Here is a 19092-nt window from a genome sequence, read left to right on the forward strand (position 1 = left end):
AATATCTACTTTTAAGTATCCTGCTAGTGAATTCTCCCTCCACTTTCTCATGTTGAAGTGGAATCCTCTTGGTTAAAACCTCTATATCTAATTATTTGCTTTTTCTTCTATTAACTTAGCAAGATTATGTGCAAGTTCATCTAATTCCTTTTGATTTTTACCTTCAAGCATAACTCTTACAAGTGGCTCTGTTCCTGAAGGTCTTATAAGTACTCTTCCGCATCCATGTAGTTTTTCTTCTATAGACTTTATTTCATCTGTTATTTCCTTATCTTCATTGTATATATTCTTCTTGTTATTTGGCACTGTAGCATTAACTAATATCTGTGGAAGCTCTGTCATAGAAGAAGCTAATGTTGAAAGAGTTTCTCCACTTTCCTTAACTATTTTTGAAATTTGAAGTCCTGTTACAAGTCCATCTCCTGTAGTATTATAATCTAAGAATATAATATGTCCTGATTGCTCTCCACCCAATTTATATCCTTCTTTAAGCATTTCTTCTAACACATATCTATCTCCAACTTTAGTTTTAACTGTAGATATGTTAGATTCTTTTAATGCTATATCTAATCCTAAGTTACTCATTACTGTTACCACTACTACATCTTTATCTAGCTTTCCTTGCTTCTTTAGATACTTTCCACAAATAGCCATTATGAAATCTCCATTTATAAGATTTCCTTTTTCATCCACTGCAAGACATCTGTCTGCATCACCATCAAAAGCAAGTCCTAGGTGACATCCTTTTCTAACTACATAATCCATAAGCTCTTCTGGATGAGTTGATCCACAATTTTTATTTATATTAACTCCATCTGGATCGTTGTTTATAACTACTACTTCCGCACCTAATTCTCTAAAAGTTTCTACTGCTGTTTGGAAAGATGCTCCATTAGCACAATCCAATGCTATCTTCATTCCTTTTAAATCCCCGTCTATAGTAGACTTTGCAAATTCTATATAATCTTCTAATGCAGATTCCTCTACTATTTTTCTTCCTAAATTCTCTCCAGTAGGAAGTGGCACTTCCTCCATATTGTTTTCTATAATAGCCTGTATTCTGTCTTCTAATTCATCTCTTAGCTTATATCCATTTTTATTAAAGAATTTAATTCCATTATATTCTACTGGGTTATGTGATGCTGATATCATTACTCCTGCATCTGCTTTATATTGTCTTGTTAAGTATGCTATAGCTGGTGTTGGTACGATACCTACACATATTGCCTCCGCTCCTACAGATAGTATTCCTGCTGCTAAAGCAGATTCTAACATGTCACCAGATATTCTAGTATCCATTCCCACTAATATCTTAGGTTTATGAGCCCCTTCAGTTAAAACATATGCTCCGGCTCTGCCTAATTTATATGCTAGTTCTGCTGTAAGTTCACTATTAGCAACCCCTCTTACACCATCCGTTCCAAACATTCTACCCATTTTTTCTTCCTCCACTCTTTACAAAATGTATAAATTTATAAACCTTATTTTTAAGCATAACTTTATTATATTATACTTATAAATTTATAACAACTATTTATAACCAGCTCTTCAATTGGTGATTTAAACTATTATTTTAATTTAAACTTTAGAATACTTTTTTAATTATATATTTTATCAAAAACTCCAAAAGTAGTTTTATCCCCACAAATTACGTAACTAAGAAATTTTCTTAGCTTCTAACTTTTGTGCTTTTTTTCATAAAAAAACCCCCAAACAAATTTAAAGTCTGGAGTTCTTTCATTACATATCATCTGAATTAATTATATTCATTAATTCTCTTTTATCACATTTTATTTTTTTATCTACGGTATATCCCAATGCAGATATGACATCGTCTAATTTAGCTCTAACTGTAGGATAAGATATTCCTAACTCTTTCTCTACATCCTTTATATTCCCTCTGCACTTTAAAAAAACTTGTATAAAGTCTTCTTGCTCTTTATTTAAATAGGCAAATTTTGATAAATGAAATTCATTTTGTATTATAGTACCACAATTTTTACATTCCAAGCGCGTCACCGAAAGATTATTATTACATACAGGACACCTACTTATAACTTTGTGAATCATATACTCACTCCTTTCATTTTTCTCAGCCTTTATCTATAATACATATTAATATATTTATTATATAGTTTTAATCAAAAATTTCAAGTATAAAATATATACTTATTATATATATTTTGCATTTTTATATTTCTTTAATATTTAAAACCTTAGCATTAGGATCTACTTTCATCTTTTCAGAATACTCTAAAGTATCTATTTCACATCCTTCTCCAATATAAACATTTTTTCCTCTAACTATATTAGCAACAGTGTTTTCTAAATGTATGTTGTCTCCTTCTATACTCTCTGCAAAAAGTTTTCTTTTAATAAATAAGTTTAAGAAAGCAAAGCCTCCCATTTCTGAATTCTTAATATTTATATTTTCTCCGCCTATTTCCTTAGCTGTACACTTTCCTCCTATATTTACTTCTATATTCTCACCATTTAGCAAACCTGCTATTTCAAAATTTCCACTAGCTTTAAACTTCTCTACTTCACAATCCTTTCCTACGTGTATTCCTCCAGATATTTCAATCTCCTCTCCATATAAACCTCCATCAATCTTACTACTTCCGGAAATATACATTTTATTTCCCTTAAGGTCCCCCTGAATATGAGACGATCCTGATATTTTTAAATTATCACATTCCAATGAGCCAATTATCTTTGATGACCCACTTATACTATAATTCTCAGTTTTTATATTACCTTCCATTTTAGCTGAACCACTAATTCTAAGGTCTTTGCAAACAATATCCCCTTGAACCTTTCCTGAACCTGATATACGGACTTCATTATATTCTCCCCCGCCAATAGAACCTGAACCTGATATACTTAAATCTCTTTTTTTCTCCATATTCTCACCCCTTTTAATATGTTAATATTAAATATTCTCTTTCTATTTATATTATTCCTTCTATTATAACAAAAACTTACTAATTTAATAATATATTCATCCTACATACCCTTTTTAGTTACTTAATATAACAAATATATTGATTATCCCACAAAAGCATTATATTACCTGAATTATGAAATTTCTCTGGAATGACTTGCATAAGAAGCAAAGGAACTGTTTAAATTTAATTTTAGAAATTCTTCTTTTAGACAGATAAAATTATCGTAAGCCTGGCAAGGACGCCAGGCTAGCGAACCTGAGATTTCATAATTCCACTACATTGTACCTTATTGTGGGATAATCATATATTCTATATAGGAGAAAAACAGATTAAGCATGGTGATTAATATCGAAGTAATTTTTTTCATTATATAGTATAACAAAAGACTAAAGGCTTAACTCTTATATTTAAACAAGAGTTAAATCCCTTAGTCTTAAATCATTCAAATATTAAAATTCTATTTAACGTATTCTGCACCTTTTTCTAGAGCAGCTTTATTTACTTCATAGAATTTTTCTTTACCATGAGCTTTAAGGGCTGCTAATAGTTCTTCCATAGAAACTATACCTGTCTTTTTAACAAGTGCTCCTAAAAGAATCATATTAGCTATCTTTTTGCTGCCTAATTTTTCTGCTTCAGATTGAGCAGGTATTTTTATAACTTCTATATCTTTTCTCTCAGCGTCTCTGTTTACTAAATCGCTGTCCATTATCAATAATCCACCTTTTACCATACTTTCTTCAAATTTATCCAAAGATGGTCTATTCATAACTATAACAGAGTTTGGTTCTGTAACTATAGGTGAACCTACTGGTTCTTTTGATAATATAACAGAACAGTTTGCTGTACCTCCACGCATTTCTGGTCCATATGAAGGAAGCCATGAAACATTTAAGTTAGCATCCATACCAGCATAAGCTAGGAATTTTCCCATAGAAAGTATACCTTGTCCTCCAAAACCTGCAAATATAACCTCTTGTGTCATACTATTTCACCTCCTCAGTAGTAGAGTCTTTTTTAACTCCAAGTGGATAATATGGCATCATATTATCTCTTAACCACTGCATAGCTTCTTTAGGTGATAATCCCCAGTTAGTTGGGCATATTGATAAAACTTCTATTAATGAGAAACCTTTTCCTTCTGATTGATTTTGGAAAGCTTTCTTTATTGCTTTTTTAGCTTTTATTACATTTGGAACACTATCTACTGAAACTCTTTCCACATAACAAGCTCCTGTTAAAGTAGATATCATTTCTGATACTCTTATTGGATGGCCAGCTAAGTTTACGTCTCTTCCATAAGGAGTAGTTTCTGTAACTTGTCCTGGTAATGTAGTTGGTGCCATTTGGCCACCAGTCATTCCATATATACAGTTATTTACGAATATAGTAGTTAAGTTTTCTCCTCTTGTAGCAGCATGTACTATTTCAGCAGTTCCTATAGCTGCTAAGTCTCCATCACCTTGATATGTGAAAACTGTTTTATCTGGATTAGTTCTTTTTATTCCTGTAGCTACAGCTGGTGCTCTTCCGTGAGCTGCTTCAAACATATCACATGCAAAATAGTCATATGCAAGAACTGAACATCCTACCGGAGCTACTCCAATAGTCTTGTCCACTATGCCTAATTCATCTATAACTTCTGCTACTAATCTATGAATAACTCCATGAGTACATCCTGGACAGTAATGTGTAGGCACATCTAATAACGCTTTTGGTGGTTGAAATACTACCTTCATTATTTTACACCCCCTACAATTTCCTTAACCTTTGCTAGTATATCTTCTGGATGAGGAACCATTCCACCAGTTCTTCCGTAGAAATCTACTGGTTTTCTGCCATTAACAGCAAGTCTTACGTCCTCAATCATTTGTCCACAACTCATTTCAACTGATAAGTATCCATGTTTTGTGTTATTTACAGTCTTTTCAAAAGCTTCGTTAGGGAATGGCCATAATGTTATTGGTCTTACAAGTCCTAATTCTATTCCTTGTTCTTTAGCTGCCTTTATAACATTTTTGCATATTCTTGATGTAGTACCATAAGCAACTATTATAAGGTCTTTTTCCCCTTCACAATTATATAATTCATATTTAACTTCATTTTTTTCTATTTCCGAATATTTCTTCTGTAGTTTTATGTTGTGTTGCTCTAATTCTTCTGATTTTAAGTACAATGAATTTATTACATTGTGTTCTTTTCTTCCTTGTAGTCCATTAGCTGCCCAAGTTTTTTCTGGTAAATTTCTTGCTGCTCTTTCTTTGAATTCAACTGGTTCCATCATTTGACCAAGCATTCCATCTCCCATTACCATGCAAGGAGTTCTATAAAGATCTGCTACATCAAAAGCTTCTTGAATCAAATCTACCATTTCCTGTATTGAAGAAGGTGCAAATACTGGTAATCTATAATCACCATGTCCACATCCTTTTGTTGCTTGGAAGTAGTCTGATTGAGCTGGTTGTATACTTCCAAGGCCTGGACCTCCTCTTACTATGTTTATAATAACACATGGAAGTTCTGCTCCTGCTATATATGATATTCCTTCTGCCTTTAAACTTATTCCAGGGCTACTTGAAGATGTCATACATCTTGCTCCAGTACCTGCAGCACCATATACCATATTTATAGCAGCTACTTCACTTTCTGCTTGTATAAATACTCTGCCTATTTTAGGCATTTTTCTAGACATATATGCAGCTACTTCTGTTTGTGGTGTTATTGGGTATCCAAAGAAAGCTTTACAGTTAGCTTGTATTGCAGCTTCAGCTATAGCTTCGTTACCTTTCATTAAAACCTTTTCTCCCATTGTCTTTCCCCCCTATTAATTATTTTTCTTCCTTTTCTACTGTTATTACAGCATCTGGACACATTCTTCCACAAGAAGCACATCCAATACATTCTTTCATTTTTTCTTCTGTAACTGTTGCTGGATGATAGCCCTTTACATTCATTTTGTCAGAAAATGATATTATTTTCTTAGGACAAGCTTCTATGCAGTTGCCACATCCTTTACATCTATCTTCTCTGAAAGTTACTCTTGGCATAACACTACCCCCTTTATATATTTGGTATATTTTAAAAATTATCAATAATAATATTACTACAAATATTCTGAATTATTTAATTAAAATTTTACCTCCAAGGTGGTTTCATAAATATATCTAGCCCATAAACTTCCACATCCACCTTATTTTTAATTTCTTCCACTAAATCTTTTCTACAAGTTAAATATTTATAAGATATATTTAGCTTTTTAGATAACTCCATAGTTTTTTCATGTCCCTCTAGCACATGATTAATTTCTGTTTCATAGGACAAATTAGTATTTGCTATTAAACCAGTTACTTTTAACCTTGAAGCCATTTCTATATCTCTTATAAATTTCTCTGTATCCTCTGATTCTTTAGTTAAAGGTCTGTTATTATTAATTACAAAATACATTTGGTAACCATATTGTCTGAAATATCTATTATACTGTCCTAGTGCTATAGCTCCTTGATCATCTCCACCTACATCAATTATTACCTCATGATCCTTATCATCATTAAAAACAGTCATTACTTCTGAAGGTACAACCATTAACTCTGCATTAACATACTCTGGGTTAGAAGACACAACTTTTATACCCTTTTCTTCTAAACTACTTTTTAAATCTCTTACACAAAAATAAGGATTTACTATGTCTATGTCTACAATGGTTACTTTTTTACCTTTACTTTTTAAATCCAGTGCTGTATTTATTGCTATTTCTGTTTTACCACTGCCAAAATGACCGGTAAAAATTCTTATATTGCTCATGCATATCAACTCTCTTTTTTAAAATTCAGATTATTCTTTACTTATACTTTACACCTATTTAATAACGTTTACAATAGATAAATTGCTTCCATTAATATTTTAAATAATACATATTGTTTTTTTAAATGTTTTAATTTTTTAATTATAGTTAATATTATTACTATTTATATTCTTTAGCTTTCTCTTCACCCTTTAAAACTCTAAGTCCCCCCTGTGCCAAGGCTAAGAGCTCATCTTCGCCTGGATAAACTACTACTGATGATATAAATTCTACTTTCTCCTTTATAGCTTTTTGCATATCTTTACTATATGCTATGCCACCTGTTAATATTATAGCATCTACTTTACCGCATAACACTGCAGCACATTTTCCTATCTCTTTAGCTACTTGATAAGCCATAGCATCAAATAATAATTTATACTTTTTATCTCCAGCAGCTGCCTTTTCTCCTACTTCTTTAGCATTATTTGTTCCTAAATAAGCTACAAATCCACCTTTTCCATTAATCTTTTTCTTCATTTCTTCTAACGTATATTTACCACTAAAACACATTTGCGTAAGATCTGCTATAGGAAGTCCTCCAGATCTTTCTGGTGAAAATGGACCTTCTCCATCTAATGCATTATTAACGTCCACTACTCTACCCTTCTTATGAGCTCCAACAGAAATTCCTCCACCCATATGAGCCACTATTAAATTAATATCTTCATATTTCTTTCCCTTTTCTTTTGCATATCTTTTAGCTACTGCTTTTTGATTTAATGCGTGGAATATACTCCTTCTTTCTATTTCTGGCATACCTGATATTCTTGCCACCTCATCCATTTCGTCTACAACTACAGGGTCTACTATAAAGGATGGTACGTTTAAAGACTTTGCAATCTCATTTGCAAGTATTCCACCTAAATTTGATGCGTGCTGCCCTTGCACTCCAACTTTTAAATCTTCAAGCATGCTTTCATTTACACTATATGTACCCCCTTCTATAGGTTTTAAGAGTCCTCCTCTTCCAACTACAGCATTTAAAGAGTTTATATCAAAGTCCTTTTCTTTTAATACTTTTAATATTACCTCTTTTCTGAAAATTAATTGTTCAAATATAGCCCCATATCTACCTATTTCTTCAGCCGAATGTCTCAAAGTCTCCTCTAGTATTTGATTCTCATCTTCATATACACCTATTTTCGTTGATGTAGAACCTGGATTTATTATTAATAACTTATATGACATAACTTACTCCCCCATATCTATATTTTTAATATACTTTAATTTACTTATTCTTCTTTAAAAGTTCTGCCACAAGTGCTGCTAAAGCTATTGAGTTTAACTTGGTTTCCTCACTGTCTGCTCTTGAAGTTAATACAACTGGAGCAGAAGTTCCAACTAAAAGTCCCCCATTTTTACTATCAGTTGTGTAAGTTAATGTTTTATACATTACATTTCCTGCTTCAATATTTGGCATTAGCACTATATCTGCCTGTCCAGCTACTGGTCCTGAAACCTTTTTATGTTTTGCAGCTTCTTCCGAAATAGCATTGTCTAGTCCTAAAGGTCCATCTATAACGCATCCTTTTATTTGTCCTCTATCACTCATTTTTGAAAGAGTTGCTGCATCTAAAGTAGCTGGCATATTAGGATTAACTACTTCTACAGCACATATTGGTGCTACTTTAGGACACTCTATTCCTACCGAATGAGCTACTTTAACTGCATTATTTACTATGTCCACTTTTTCTTTAAGTTCTGGATACATATTAAATGCCGCATCTGTTAAAAATAGTAATCTATCTAGTGTTGGTATTTGAAACACAGCTACATGTGACATTAAATGTCCTGTCCTAAGTCCAACTTCTTTATTCAATACAGCTCTTAAAAAATTAGCAGTATCTACAAGCCCTTTCATAACCATATCCGCTTTCTTGGAAGATACTAATTCTACAGCTTTCAATGCCGCCTTTTTGTAATCCTTTTCATCTACTATATCATAGTCTGCCATATTCATTCCTATTTTTGTTCCAATGGAGATTATTTCCTCCTTATCTCCAACTAATATAGCATCTGCAATTCCATTCTCCTTTGCATTTTTAATGGCCATAAGAACTGGTTCATCTTGTGCCACTGCCACTGATACTATCTTTCTTTCTATACTTTTAGCCTTTTGTAAAACTTCCTCAAAATTTTTTATCATTTTATCTGCACCTCTTCCTCATAAATTTTAGCCTTTTCTTCTCCATTTATAACTCTTAATGCCCCTTGTGCTAAAGCTAGCATCTCATCTTCTCCAGGAACTACCTGCACAGGGGCAATAAACCCTACCATTTCACTTATCCAATCTACGATTTTCTTATCATAGGCCACTCCACCAGTTAGAATTATACCATCTAATTTACCATTTAAAACAGTAGCCATAGCTGCTATTTCCTTAGCAATTTGATATGCAAAAGCTTTAAATACTAATAATGCTTTCTGGTCTCCAGCATCTATCATTTTTTCTACTTTCCTAGCATCATTAGTTCCTAAATATCCAACTAGTCCACCTTCGCCAATAATCTTTTTCTTAAACTTCTTTGCATCATACTTTTTACTAAAAATCAATTCAACCACATCACCTACTGGAAGCCCTGCTGCTCTTTCCGGTGAAAAAGGTCCCTCTTCGTTAGCATTATTACAATCTAATATTCTTCCATTTTTAACTGGTGAAATAGTTATTCCACCACCTATATGTGCCACTACGAAACTACTATCTGAAAAAGATTTGTTTAGTTTCTTACACACCCTTCTAGTAACTGCTTTTACGTTTAAAGCATGAACTAAAGATCTCCTTGGAATCTCTGGGAGACCTGATATTCTCGATACTTCTTCTACTTCATCTACTGCTACTGGATCTACAATAAAAGAATTAACCTCTGCTTTCTTACCTATTTCCTCAGCTATGATCCCACCTAAATTGGAAGCATGTTGTCCTTGATATCCTAATTTTAAATCTTCAAGCATAGCCTCTGTAACTTTATAGGTTCCTCCTGGCATGGGTCTTAAAAGTCCACCTCTGCCTACTACTCCCTGAAGTTCTTCTAACTTTATATTATTTTCTTCCAGCCACTTCAATATCATATCTGTTCTCATATTTTTCTGATCATAAATTTTATCGTATTTTTTTATTTCCTCTGAATCATGAGAAAGACTTTGTGATAAAACACAATTATCACCTTCATATATAGCTATCTTGGTAGAGGTAGAGCCTGGATTAATTGCTAAAACATATTTTTTTCCCATAATTGCATAACCCCCTAGTGTATGAATTTTGCCACTATTTTTATTTTAACAAAAATTCCGAATAAAATCTATTTTATTCGGAATTTTTAAATATATAATCAAAAATTTTAAATATATGGTTTGTATTCCTTCATAATATTTTCTGCTACTTTAAGTCCATCTACCGCTGCCGATACTATACCACCAGCATATCCAGCTCCTTCCCCCGCTGGATAAAGACCCCTTACAGATATACTTTCTAAATTTTCATTTCTCTCAATTCTAACAGGAGCTGAAGTCCTAGTTTCTATACCTGTTAATAAAGTATCTTCTGCTGCAAATCCATGTATTTTTTTATCAAAGTCCTTGAATCCTTCCTTCATGGTATCTACCACATATTTAGGCAAACATTCTCTTAAATCTGTAAAGTTATATCCTGGTGTATATGTGGGCTTTACTTTCCCTAGCTTATGACTCTTTTGATCTTTAAAAAAATCTCCTAATAACTGCAGTGGAGCAATATATCCACCTCCACCCGCCTTATAAGCTAAGCTTTCATAATGTCTTTGAAATTCCATTCCACTTAACGGATTGCCTGAATCAAAATCTTTTGGTCCAACAGAAACAACTACTGCTGAATTTGCATTTTGCTTATCCCTTTTGTAATAACTCATACCATTTGTTACTAATCTTCCCTGTTCTGAAGCTGCTGCCACCACTTCTCCTCCTGGACACATACAGAAGCTATAAACAGACCTATTTGTATTCTTACTAGTATAACTTAATCTATAATCTGCTGATTTTAACCTAGGATGATTAGCATATTTACCATACTGATTTACATTTATAAATTCTTGTAAATGTTCTACTCTAACCCCTATAGCAAAAGGTTTAGGTGACATAAATATATTTTTATTATGTAACATAGTATATGTATCCCTTGAACTATGTCCTATAGCTAATATCAATACTTCACAAGGTATTTCCTCTCCATTTACTATAGCATACTTAATTTCTCCATTTTCCGTTACTATATCTTGGAGTAGGCTGTTAAATCTAATTTCTCCCCCTAATTCTATTATTCTTTTTCTTATATTTTTAACCACAATTTTTAATATATCTGTTCCTATATGAGGTTTTCCCTTATATATAATTTCTTCTGGCGCCCCGTATTTAACAAATTTTTCTAATATATAATCACATCTAGTATCTTTTATTCTAGTAGTCAGTTTCCCATCCGAAAAAGTTCCTGCACCACCTTCACCAAACTGCACATTAGAATTTAAGTTTAAATTTCCACTTTTCCAAAACTCATTAACAGATTCCGTTCTTTCTTCTACTTTTTCACCTCTTTCTACTATAATGGGATTATACCCATTTTCAGCCATAATAAGACCGGCAAACATCCCTGCCGGTCCCATACCTACAATTATTGGTCTATTAACTAATTTTTCATTGCCAAAAGTTATCTGATCATCATATGCCTTATGTTCAAGCTTGATATCTTTATTATTGGCCTTAGAAATTACTCTTTGTTCTTTTTCACAACTCACTTCTACAGTGTAATTAAATCTAATATTATCTTTTTTTCTAGCATCTATGGATTCTCTTATTATTTTAAAACTTTCTATATCCTTTTCCTTTAATTTCAACTTTTTTAAGGCTTTTTCTTTAACTTTACTTATATCCTCATCTATATTTAATACTACATTATTGATTCGAATTGCCATCTGTTTCGGTCACTTCCTTCTTTTTAATTGTTACACTAATTGTTTTGGGATTGTATGAAATATTTTTTATTCCATCAGGTAATTCTATTTTAACTGGTATATTATGAATACCTTCTCCTAATGAATTAAGATCAATAGAACATTTCATATCTGTATTTTTAAGAGATTTTATTTTACCCTCATTCCCTGATACTGTAACTAAAACTTCCTCTTTATTTAGAACTGCTTCTAAGTTATCCTTTAAATTTTTAACATCAACCTTTAAGGAAATATTTTTCTGAATTATAGTATTATAGGTTATTTTAACTTTAACGTTTCCCTTATAAGATGCTTTTATACCCTCTGGGATTCTTAATGGTATTTCAACAGTTGCACCATTGTTTACATTATTTAAATCAATTTCTTCTGTAAGTATTTTTTCTATTTTTTTAACCCTATATTCATCTCCTGAAATAGATACACTTTCTGGAACAATAGATACACCTGTAAGAAACTTATCCTTTGAGGATTTAATATTTGCTTCTATTGGAACATACTTTGTTTTATCTAAAGCAATTTGAACTTTTATACCATTAGGCTCCACTGCAACGTAATCCACTATATTTCCTGATATATCTACTGGTCTCACCTTATATGTTCCATCTATATTTTTTTCTTCATTTGCCAAATCCACATCTGTAGAAACAGCACTTACGTAATTTACATATTGCTCTGCTCCACTAACTGTAACATTAGTTGGAGTAATTAGTGGTGATGCTGTTTTAAATCCATTTTTTGCCTCACCTTTAATATTTAACTTCACTGGTACCTTCTTTTCTACAAAATTATCTAACTCCATTTTAACCCATAAACTCTCTGTATTTATTATACTTATATTACTTGGTGAACTCTTTACCTCCACAGGTATTCTCATGGTTCCTTTCTTCAATGCATAACTGCTCATATCTGCTTCTAATTTAAATGAAGATGCTTTTAAAGCATAAATATCACTGGTAGCACCCTTTACTGTTATATTTACTGTGTAGCTTTGTTTTGGCAATTGCACTAAGTTATATTGTGACAAAATATCTTTATTTATAATATTTACTTTAACATTTCTTATAACTGTGGTCTTAATAGGATTTTCAATATTTGATATATAAAGCCATAGACCAAAGGCAACAATTAAACAACATATTTTAATTATGAAGTCTTTTCTTTTCTTCTTATCCATCCCTTCACCTTCTCTTTAAAAGAAATCTTTTTATTCTTTCTAAACTGCATTATTTTTATAAGTATATCCTTTAGCTTATCTTTATCATAATTGCGTGTTAATCCACCATTAACAGCTAAAGAAATAGTCCCCGTTTCTTCGGACACAATTATAGTTAAGGCATCTGAATTTTCCGATATTCCTATAGCCGCCCTATGTCTCGTACCTAATTTTTTATTTATATTATTATTATTTGTAAGAGGAAGAACACATCCCGAACATACTATTCTATCATTTCTTATTATTGTAGCTCCATCATGCAATGGAGTATTTACGACAAAGATGTTCTCTAAAAGAGCTGAACTAACAATTGCATCTATCTTTGTTCCTGTATTAATTATTTCTCCTAAACCAGTTCTTTGTTCTATAACTATTAGGGCCCCCGTTTTACTTTCAGATAAATTTTCTACTGCCGTTACTACCTCAGTAATAACCTTCTCCATAGTTTCATCATCTTCTATTATATGTTTATCAAAAGTACTTCTCCCTATATGTTCAAGAGCTCTTCTAATTTCTGGCTGAAAAATAACAACAAAAGTAAGTAAACCTATAGGCAATGTTTTGTTTAAAATCCAATTGAGCATATCCAGATGCAAGAAACTACTTACAGGTATCATTAAAAATATAAGAATTATACCTTTAAGAAGTTGCTCCGCCCTGGTTTCCTTTATTAAATTATATATTTTGTAAAATATATAAGCTACCACAATTATATCTAATAAGGAAATTATATTTATATCCCTAATAGTTTTGATTATTATATTAATTGCCTGCATACTTCCACCTTCTTTTAATACATTATTATAATACAATTATACACTATGTGAATTATTTATAGTATAAAAAACATAAACTAAATTAAACTAAAATAATTAGAATATTATATGATTTATGGTAATATAAAAGTATAAATGATATATAAGGAGGAAATATATATGGAAAACAAATCTAAAAGTACTTTAATAAAAATTTCTATCATACTAGGAATTATAGTAATCATAACTCTAGTTTTCTTTGCTACATATTATTTTTCCATAAACAAATCCTTTAATGGTTATGAAAGTAATATAGGCACTATTGTAAATTCCATAAATAAAGTTAATTCTGATATAGAAAAATTAAATAATAAAGATAAATTTGACCCTAAAACTGTGTCAGAGAGTCTGTGGGGAAAAACAAAACTTCTAAATGATGTAAAAAACAAATTAAATAATATAACTCCTCCAGCCAAATATAAAAATTCTTATAATTATTTAATAAAGGGTTTAAATCAAAATATATCCACATATAATTATTTAATTAATTTATTAAAATCTCCTATAAATAGTAATTATCAAAAAAATATTGATAATATAAAATACTCCTATAGAGAATGCGAAAAATACTACTCATCATTTACAATGAAAAATGTGTATTTAAATAAACCAAATGCATTAGAAAACCTTATAGATAACTCCATTGATTATACTTATGAAGAATTCAAAAAACACCGTGATAAGGAAATTTCACAAAATCAACTAATAGATTTCTCTGAGAAAATTGATTCTATTTACAGTAGCTTCTCACAAATAAAAAAGGATTATTTCAATTTATTACCACAAGCTAGAGTAAATAAAATAACTTATGATGATCTACTAGGAAAAATAGATACTGACTTATCAGAAATAAAAAAAGTTAGTAAGGATTTATATTCAATAAGCATTCCTGAAAAGCAAACAAATATTTATAATTCTTTAAAGACATTATTAAATGACTACCAAGATTATCTAGAAAACTTTAAATATACCATTAGCATAGAACAAATTAAAATTAAAAATGAAAATGCAAACATGGAGACATTAAATTCTTTATACAATACTTCAAATGCAAAACTAGCAAATGTAAATATTGATGTGGAAAACTTTACAAATCTCTATAAAGAATTAAAAAAATCTCTATATTAAAAAGTATGTAATCTAAAGCGCCAATTACACCACCGTAACTGGCGTTTTATTCATAAAATAAAAAAATAATACAAAATTTCATAAAATTTTTGTATTATTTTTTTCTAGTGGGGAATAATATCAATAAATTCACCTTATGTGGATTTGTAATAGTCTATTTACTAGACTTTCACCTTTTCCTATTGCCATATATTTTGCAAGAATAAAAGGAGGAAAAAAATGAAAAAATTTAAAGCTTTTCTTTTAATCTTCGTCTTATGTATTGGACTAACAAAGGTCGAAGTACTGGGTAAGGAAAGCACACCACTAGAATACGAAAATTCTACTAAAAATTTATACAAAGAAGAAGAAAAAGGATTGGTGGCGGTTTTTAATGACAAGCAGGCTTATTATATTAGCAATGACGACATCTTTTTAATGTCTCAAATAGTTTATGCTGAAAGTCGAGGGGAACCCTATAATGGAAAAGTAGCAGTAGCTTCTGTTATATTAAATAGATTGGTTAGTCCTGATTTTCCAAATTCCGTAGCGGGGGTTGTAAAACAAAAAAATGCCTTTTCCTGTGTGAAAAATGGCAAAATTAACATTACACCTGATGAAGAAAGTTCCCGTGCAGTATTAGATGCTTTAAAAGGAAAGGATCCTACTTCTAAAGCTGTATTCTTTTATAATCCTAAAATAGCTACCTGTTCTTGGATGAAAAATATAAATAAAAAGAATCCTAAGTCCATAGGAAATCATATATTTTTCGCAGTTAAATAAAGTTTAATAAGTAAAAGTGGCTGTATCAAAGTGATTTTTAATCGCCTTGATACAGCCACTTTTATTTAGGCACATTCAAATAAATAACAAGTCAGTATGCTATCTTAAATATAGTATACCAATTATTATTTTGTCATACTGTCTAATAAATTTACAGCTTTCAACGCTGCTACTTGGCCTTCTCCAGCTGATTTCATATATGCATAAGGTTTTCCTACACAATCTCCACAGGCAAAACATCCTGGTATATTAGTTTGCATATTTTTATCCACCTTAATATGACCTTCTTCCATTTCTAGTCCAGGAACTAATTGACTTGGTGGAACACTATCCTTTAGTGGAAATATACCATCAGTTTCTATGTGCCTATTTTTCAACACTAATTTTTTTACCTTTAAATCTCCTGTTACTTCTAAAGGAGTATCTTTTACAAGTTCCACAGTATCTCTTAAGGCATATTCCCCATTATACATAGGTATATAATAAACCTTAGCTGCTAATTCAGAAACAAAATTAGCTTCTTCTTCAGCTTCTCTATTATAGCCTATTATACTTACAATCTTATTTCTATATAAAGGTGCATCACAGGTAGCACAATAACCAACACCCCTGCCTAAAAATTCTTCCTCGCCTTTTAAAGGTCTTGTAAATTCTATACCTGTTGCTAAAATAACAGTTTTAGCCTCATAGGTATTGTCTCCTGCCATTAATGCAAAATAATCACCCATAGCATAAACATTGTTTATTCTTTCAAATTTCACATTTATATTCATAGATTTTATATGATTTTCAAACTGTTTTTTAAGTTCTTGCCCATTAATACTATAAAACCCCAAATAATTATTTATCTTTGGAGCTTTTATAAGTTTATTACTAAAATGTTCATTGCCAAACACTATTACTTTTTTATTTCTAATTTTAGCATTAATAGCTGCAGATAAACCTGCAGGTCCACTGCCTATTATAGCTATATCATATCTATCATTCATATACTTTATTCACTTCCTTTTATGTGAACTATAGTCTCCAAATGCCACTAGTAAAAATTATTTTTTTGTATAAAACTTATAAAATATAATCAAGTTTTATATATGCATTCATCTCTCATCTATAAAAGATGAGAGATGAATTTTAGCTATATTAAATATGTGATTCTAATATTTTCATTATTTCATTTTTAGGTCTAAAACCTACCATATTTCCAACTACAGATCCACTTTTAAACACCATTACTGTTGGTATACTTGCTATTCCGTATTTTTGAGCTATATCTGGATTTTCATCTACATTTACTTTAACAAATTTAGCTTTACCAGATAATTCATTAGAAACATCCTCTATAACTGGACCTAACATTCTGCATGGTCCACACCAAGTTGCCCAAAAATCTACTACTACTGGAACACTCCCTTCCATAACCTCTGTATTAAAATTCATTGAACTTATTTCCTTAACCATAATATACCTCCTTGTACCCCCGTAGGGTATCTTTCTATTTACATTTTATAACTTTATATTCCTAAAGTCAAGCACATTTAGTTACATTTTTATAATATTACTTACATATTTTGTGTAGTAACATATAATTTGATTAACCCACAAAAAGCATTATATTACTTGAATTATGAAATTTCTCTGGAATGACTTGCATAAGAAGCGAAGGAACTGTTTAAATTTAATTTTAGAAATTCTTCTTTTAGACAGATAAAATTATCGTAAGCCTTAAAAGGACGCCAGGCTAGCGAACCTGAGGCAGGATGCTGAATGTGAGCATTAGATAATTTTATATGGCTAAAAGATTAGAATTTCTTAAATTAAATTTATTGTTCCGAGCTTTTATGCAAGTCATGGAGGAGAAATTTCATAATTCCACCACATTGTACCTTATTGTGGGTTAATCATAATTTTTATTTTTCATTTAATATATCATTTATTTTAGAATTATTGTAAATTGAACTAACATAAGAACTCTTTAATTCTTTAGCATATTTTTTAGCTAAATTAATATCATTAAATCTATTTAATATAGCAAGTTTGTATAATACTACTTCTTCATAATTCCCATTTTTATATTTATCTCTATATTGATTATAATATAACAGAGCATTTTGTATGTCTTCTTCTTTTTCATAGGTTGTAGCTAAAAAATATAAAATATGTTCATCTAAGTAACTATTATGGGAAAACTTTTTAGCTCTTATTAAATTCTCTTTTGCTTCTTTTATTTTATTATTTTTATTCTCCTCTAAAGCTTTTTCGTAAAAGAACTTTACTCCCTCATTTTTTAGTAACTCTACACTTTTATGATATGCTAATTTTTCATTTATAGTCAATTGTTCTTCTTTAATATTTTCTATATAGTTATATATTTTGTAAAAATCTTTTTCACTCATGTATCCATTTAATAGTTTTAAGTCAAACCCTTCTTTTTTTATAGCATTATCTTTTGTATTATTAGTATTTTGTGTATCATTAACATTTTTATCCTTGGTATTAGCACTACTTTTGTTTTGTGAATTCTTTTGCTGATTTTGTATTTTATTTTTATTTTTAGCTTCACTTTTTTCTTTATACTCTTTTTTCACATATATTTTTTGTGAATCATTACCTTTGTTTTTATTAAAATACCACCTGCATCCAATAACTATAGGAACACTGATTATAAAAATCAACATTATTGATATTAACCAAATAATTTGTTTTTTATAATCTTTCTTAATGACACCATATTCCTGAAGCATTTTTTTATTTTTAAGTGCTACTACATTTCCTTTATCTATAGATAGCACCTTATTTATATGATTTTCACTTTCCTTATAATCACCTTTTTTTATGTAACATTCAGCTATATAATTATTTAAATTTATAAAATTAAAATCACTTTTTTCACACTGAGTAAATATTTCTAGAGACTCTTTTATCTTTATATCTTTATAAAGTTTTACTCCTTTTATATATAAAGATAATCTCTCCTTATCATCTTTACTATCTTGTAAATATTTTTTAGATACCATATCTCCATTATATTTATAGTTTATACTCCACATCTTTTGGGCATTTCCTAATTCTCCTTTAAAATAATAAAGTAATCCCATAAAATTTAATGTAGAGCTATTTTTATTATTATGCTTCAAACTTTTTTTACTTATATTTAATGCTTTATCTATATATCCCTTTTCAAAAGTTTTAACAGCTCTTTTATACAATTTAGATGACTTGTCCATTTCGCACCTCTTAAACTTTTTGTACTTAGTTTTTTTATCTCTTATAGATATTATATTAACATATAATCGTACTATCAGGTATATTCTTAAGGTATCATTACAAAGAAACAATGTATATTTAAATAAAACATTATGTTTAAAAATATGAAATTTACTACATGAAAAAACCTAGGCAAATG

The 19092-nt window shown here is 30.3% G+C and carries 19 protein-coding genes; 2 read left to right on the forward strand and 17 right to left on the reverse strand.

The genetic code is table 11. The features are described from left to right. Positions 1–87: 87 nt before the first annotated feature. The 14 genes from glmM to cdaA all read right to left on the reverse strand — a co-directional run bounded on the left by glmM (position 88) and on the right by cdaA (position 13760). Positions 88–1437 (reverse strand): phosphoglucosamine mutase, encoded by a 1350-nt coding sequence (gene glmM, locus C1715_RS02510; RefSeq protein WP_102399098.1) that lies wholly within the window; start codon positions 1435–1437, stop codon positions 88–90. A 303-nt stretch (positions 1438–1740) separates the two neighbouring features. Next, on the reverse strand, positions 1741–2070 hold the full coding sequence (locus C1715_RS02515) for a DUF2089 domain-containing protein (RefSeq protein WP_180963970.1): 330 nt from the start codon (positions 2068–2070) through the stop codon (positions 1741–1743). 121 nt (positions 2071–2191) lie between these two features. Further along, positions 2192–2905, reverse strand: coding sequence for a polymer-forming cytoskeletal protein (locus C1715_RS02520; protein ID WP_102399099.1), 714 nt, complete (start codon positions 2903–2905; stop codon positions 2192–2194). Positions 2906–3405: 500 nt separating this feature from the next. Next, positions 3406–3933: a 2-oxoacid:acceptor oxidoreductase family protein gene (locus tag C1715_RS02525; RefSeq protein WP_102399100.1), complete on the reverse strand. Its 528-nt coding sequence runs from the start codon at positions 3931–3933 to the stop codon at positions 3406–3408. 1 nt (position 3934) lies between these two features. Further along, a complete protein-coding gene (locus C1715_RS02530; protein WP_102399101.1) occupies positions 3935–4687 on the reverse strand; it encodes a thiamine pyrophosphate-dependent enzyme in 753 nt (250 codons plus the stop codon). Then, complete coding sequence (locus C1715_RS02535; RefSeq protein ID WP_102399102.1) at positions 4687–5757, reverse strand: 3-methyl-2-oxobutanoate dehydrogenase subunit VorB; 1071 nt, start codon at positions 5755–5757, stop codon at positions 4687–4689. The genes C1715_RS02530 and C1715_RS02535 overlap by 1 nt, the downstream gene beginning before the upstream one ends. Positions 5758–5776: 19 nt before the next feature. Beyond that, on the reverse strand, positions 5777–5995 hold the full coding sequence (locus C1715_RS02540) for a 4Fe-4S dicluster domain-containing protein (protein ID WP_102399103.1): 219 nt from the start codon (positions 5993–5995) through the stop codon (positions 5777–5779). An 88-nt stretch (positions 5996–6083) separates the two neighbouring features. Next, positions 6084–6749, reverse strand: a complete 666-nt coding sequence (locus tag C1715_RS02545) for a P-loop NTPase family protein (RefSeq protein WP_102399104.1) — start codon at positions 6747–6749, stop codon at positions 6084–6086. Between the two features lie 160 nt (positions 6750–6909). Next, positions 6910–7980 carry a butyrate kinase gene (gene buk / locus C1715_RS02550; RefSeq protein ID WP_102399105.1) on the reverse strand — a complete coding sequence of 357 codons (1071 nt, stop codon included), beginning with the start codon at positions 7978–7980 and terminating at the stop codon, positions 6910–6912. Between the two features lie 40 nt (positions 7981–8020). Then, the gene (ptb, locus tag C1715_RS02555; RefSeq protein WP_102399106.1) at positions 8021–8938 is read right to left on the reverse strand and encodes a phosphate butyryltransferase; all 918 of its coding nucleotides are present in this window, start codon (positions 8936–8938) and stop codon (positions 8021–8023) included. Continuing rightward, entirely contained in the window at positions 8935–10023 is a 1089-nt protein-coding gene (buk, locus tag C1715_RS02560) for a butyrate kinase (RefSeq protein ID WP_102399107.1), read from the reverse strand. The genes ptb and buk (C1715_RS02560) overlap by 4 nt, the downstream gene beginning before the upstream one ends. Before the next feature lie 107 nt (positions 10024–10130). Further along, positions 10131–11732 (reverse strand): NAD(P)/FAD-dependent oxidoreductase, encoded by a 1602-nt coding sequence (locus C1715_RS02565; RefSeq protein WP_102399108.1) that lies wholly within the window; start codon positions 11730–11732, stop codon positions 10131–10133. After that, complete coding sequence (locus C1715_RS02570; RefSeq protein ID WP_102399109.1) at positions 11713–12945, reverse strand: CdaR family protein; 1233 nt, start codon at positions 12943–12945, stop codon at positions 11713–11715. The genes C1715_RS02565 and C1715_RS02570 overlap by 20 nt, the downstream gene beginning before the upstream one ends. Further along, a complete protein-coding gene (cdaA, locus tag C1715_RS02575) occupies positions 12915–13760 on the reverse strand; it encodes a diadenylate cyclase CdaA (RefSeq protein ID WP_102399110.1) in 846 nt (281 codons plus the stop codon). The genes C1715_RS02570 and cdaA overlap by 31 nt, the downstream gene beginning before the upstream one ends. 159 nt (positions 13761–13919) lie before the next feature. Here cdaA and C1715_RS02580 point away from each other — a divergent pair, with 159 nt between their 5' ends. Next, positions 13920–14927 (forward strand): hypothetical protein, encoded by a 1008-nt coding sequence (locus tag C1715_RS02580; protein ID WP_102399111.1) that lies wholly within the window; start codon positions 13920–13922, stop codon positions 14925–14927. A gap of 219 nt (positions 14928–15146) precedes the next feature. Next, positions 15147–15689: a cell wall hydrolase gene (locus C1715_RS02585; RefSeq protein ID WP_102399112.1), complete on the forward strand. Its 543-nt coding sequence runs from the start codon at positions 15147–15149 to the stop codon at positions 15687–15689. Positions 15690–15814: 125 nt separating this feature from the next. Here the strand turns inward: C1715_RS02585 and C1715_RS02590 are convergent, their stop codons facing one another. The 3 genes from C1715_RS02590 to C1715_RS02600 all read right to left on the reverse strand — a co-directional run bounded on the left by C1715_RS02590 (position 15815) and on the right by C1715_RS02600 (position 18913). Further along, positions 15815–16678, reverse strand: a complete 864-nt coding sequence (locus C1715_RS02590) for an NAD(P)/FAD-dependent oxidoreductase (protein ID WP_102399113.1) — start codon at positions 16676–16678, stop codon at positions 15815–15817. A gap of 151 nt (positions 16679–16829) precedes the next feature. Beyond that, a complete protein-coding gene (gene trxA, locus C1715_RS02595; RefSeq protein WP_102399114.1) occupies positions 16830–17147 on the reverse strand; it encodes a thioredoxin in 318 nt (105 codons plus the stop codon). Between the two features lie 449 nt (positions 17148–17596). After that, on the reverse strand, positions 17597–18913 hold the full coding sequence (locus C1715_RS02600; protein ID WP_102399115.1) for a tetratricopeptide repeat protein: 1317 nt from the start codon (positions 18911–18913) through the stop codon (positions 17597–17599). Positions 18914–19092 lie beyond the last annotated feature (179 nt).

The sequence above is a fragment of the Haloimpatiens massiliensis genome, assembly GCF_900184255.1.
Taxonomy (GTDB): domain Bacteria; phylum Bacillota; class Clostridia; order Clostridiales; family Clostridiaceae; genus Haloimpatiens; species Haloimpatiens massiliensis.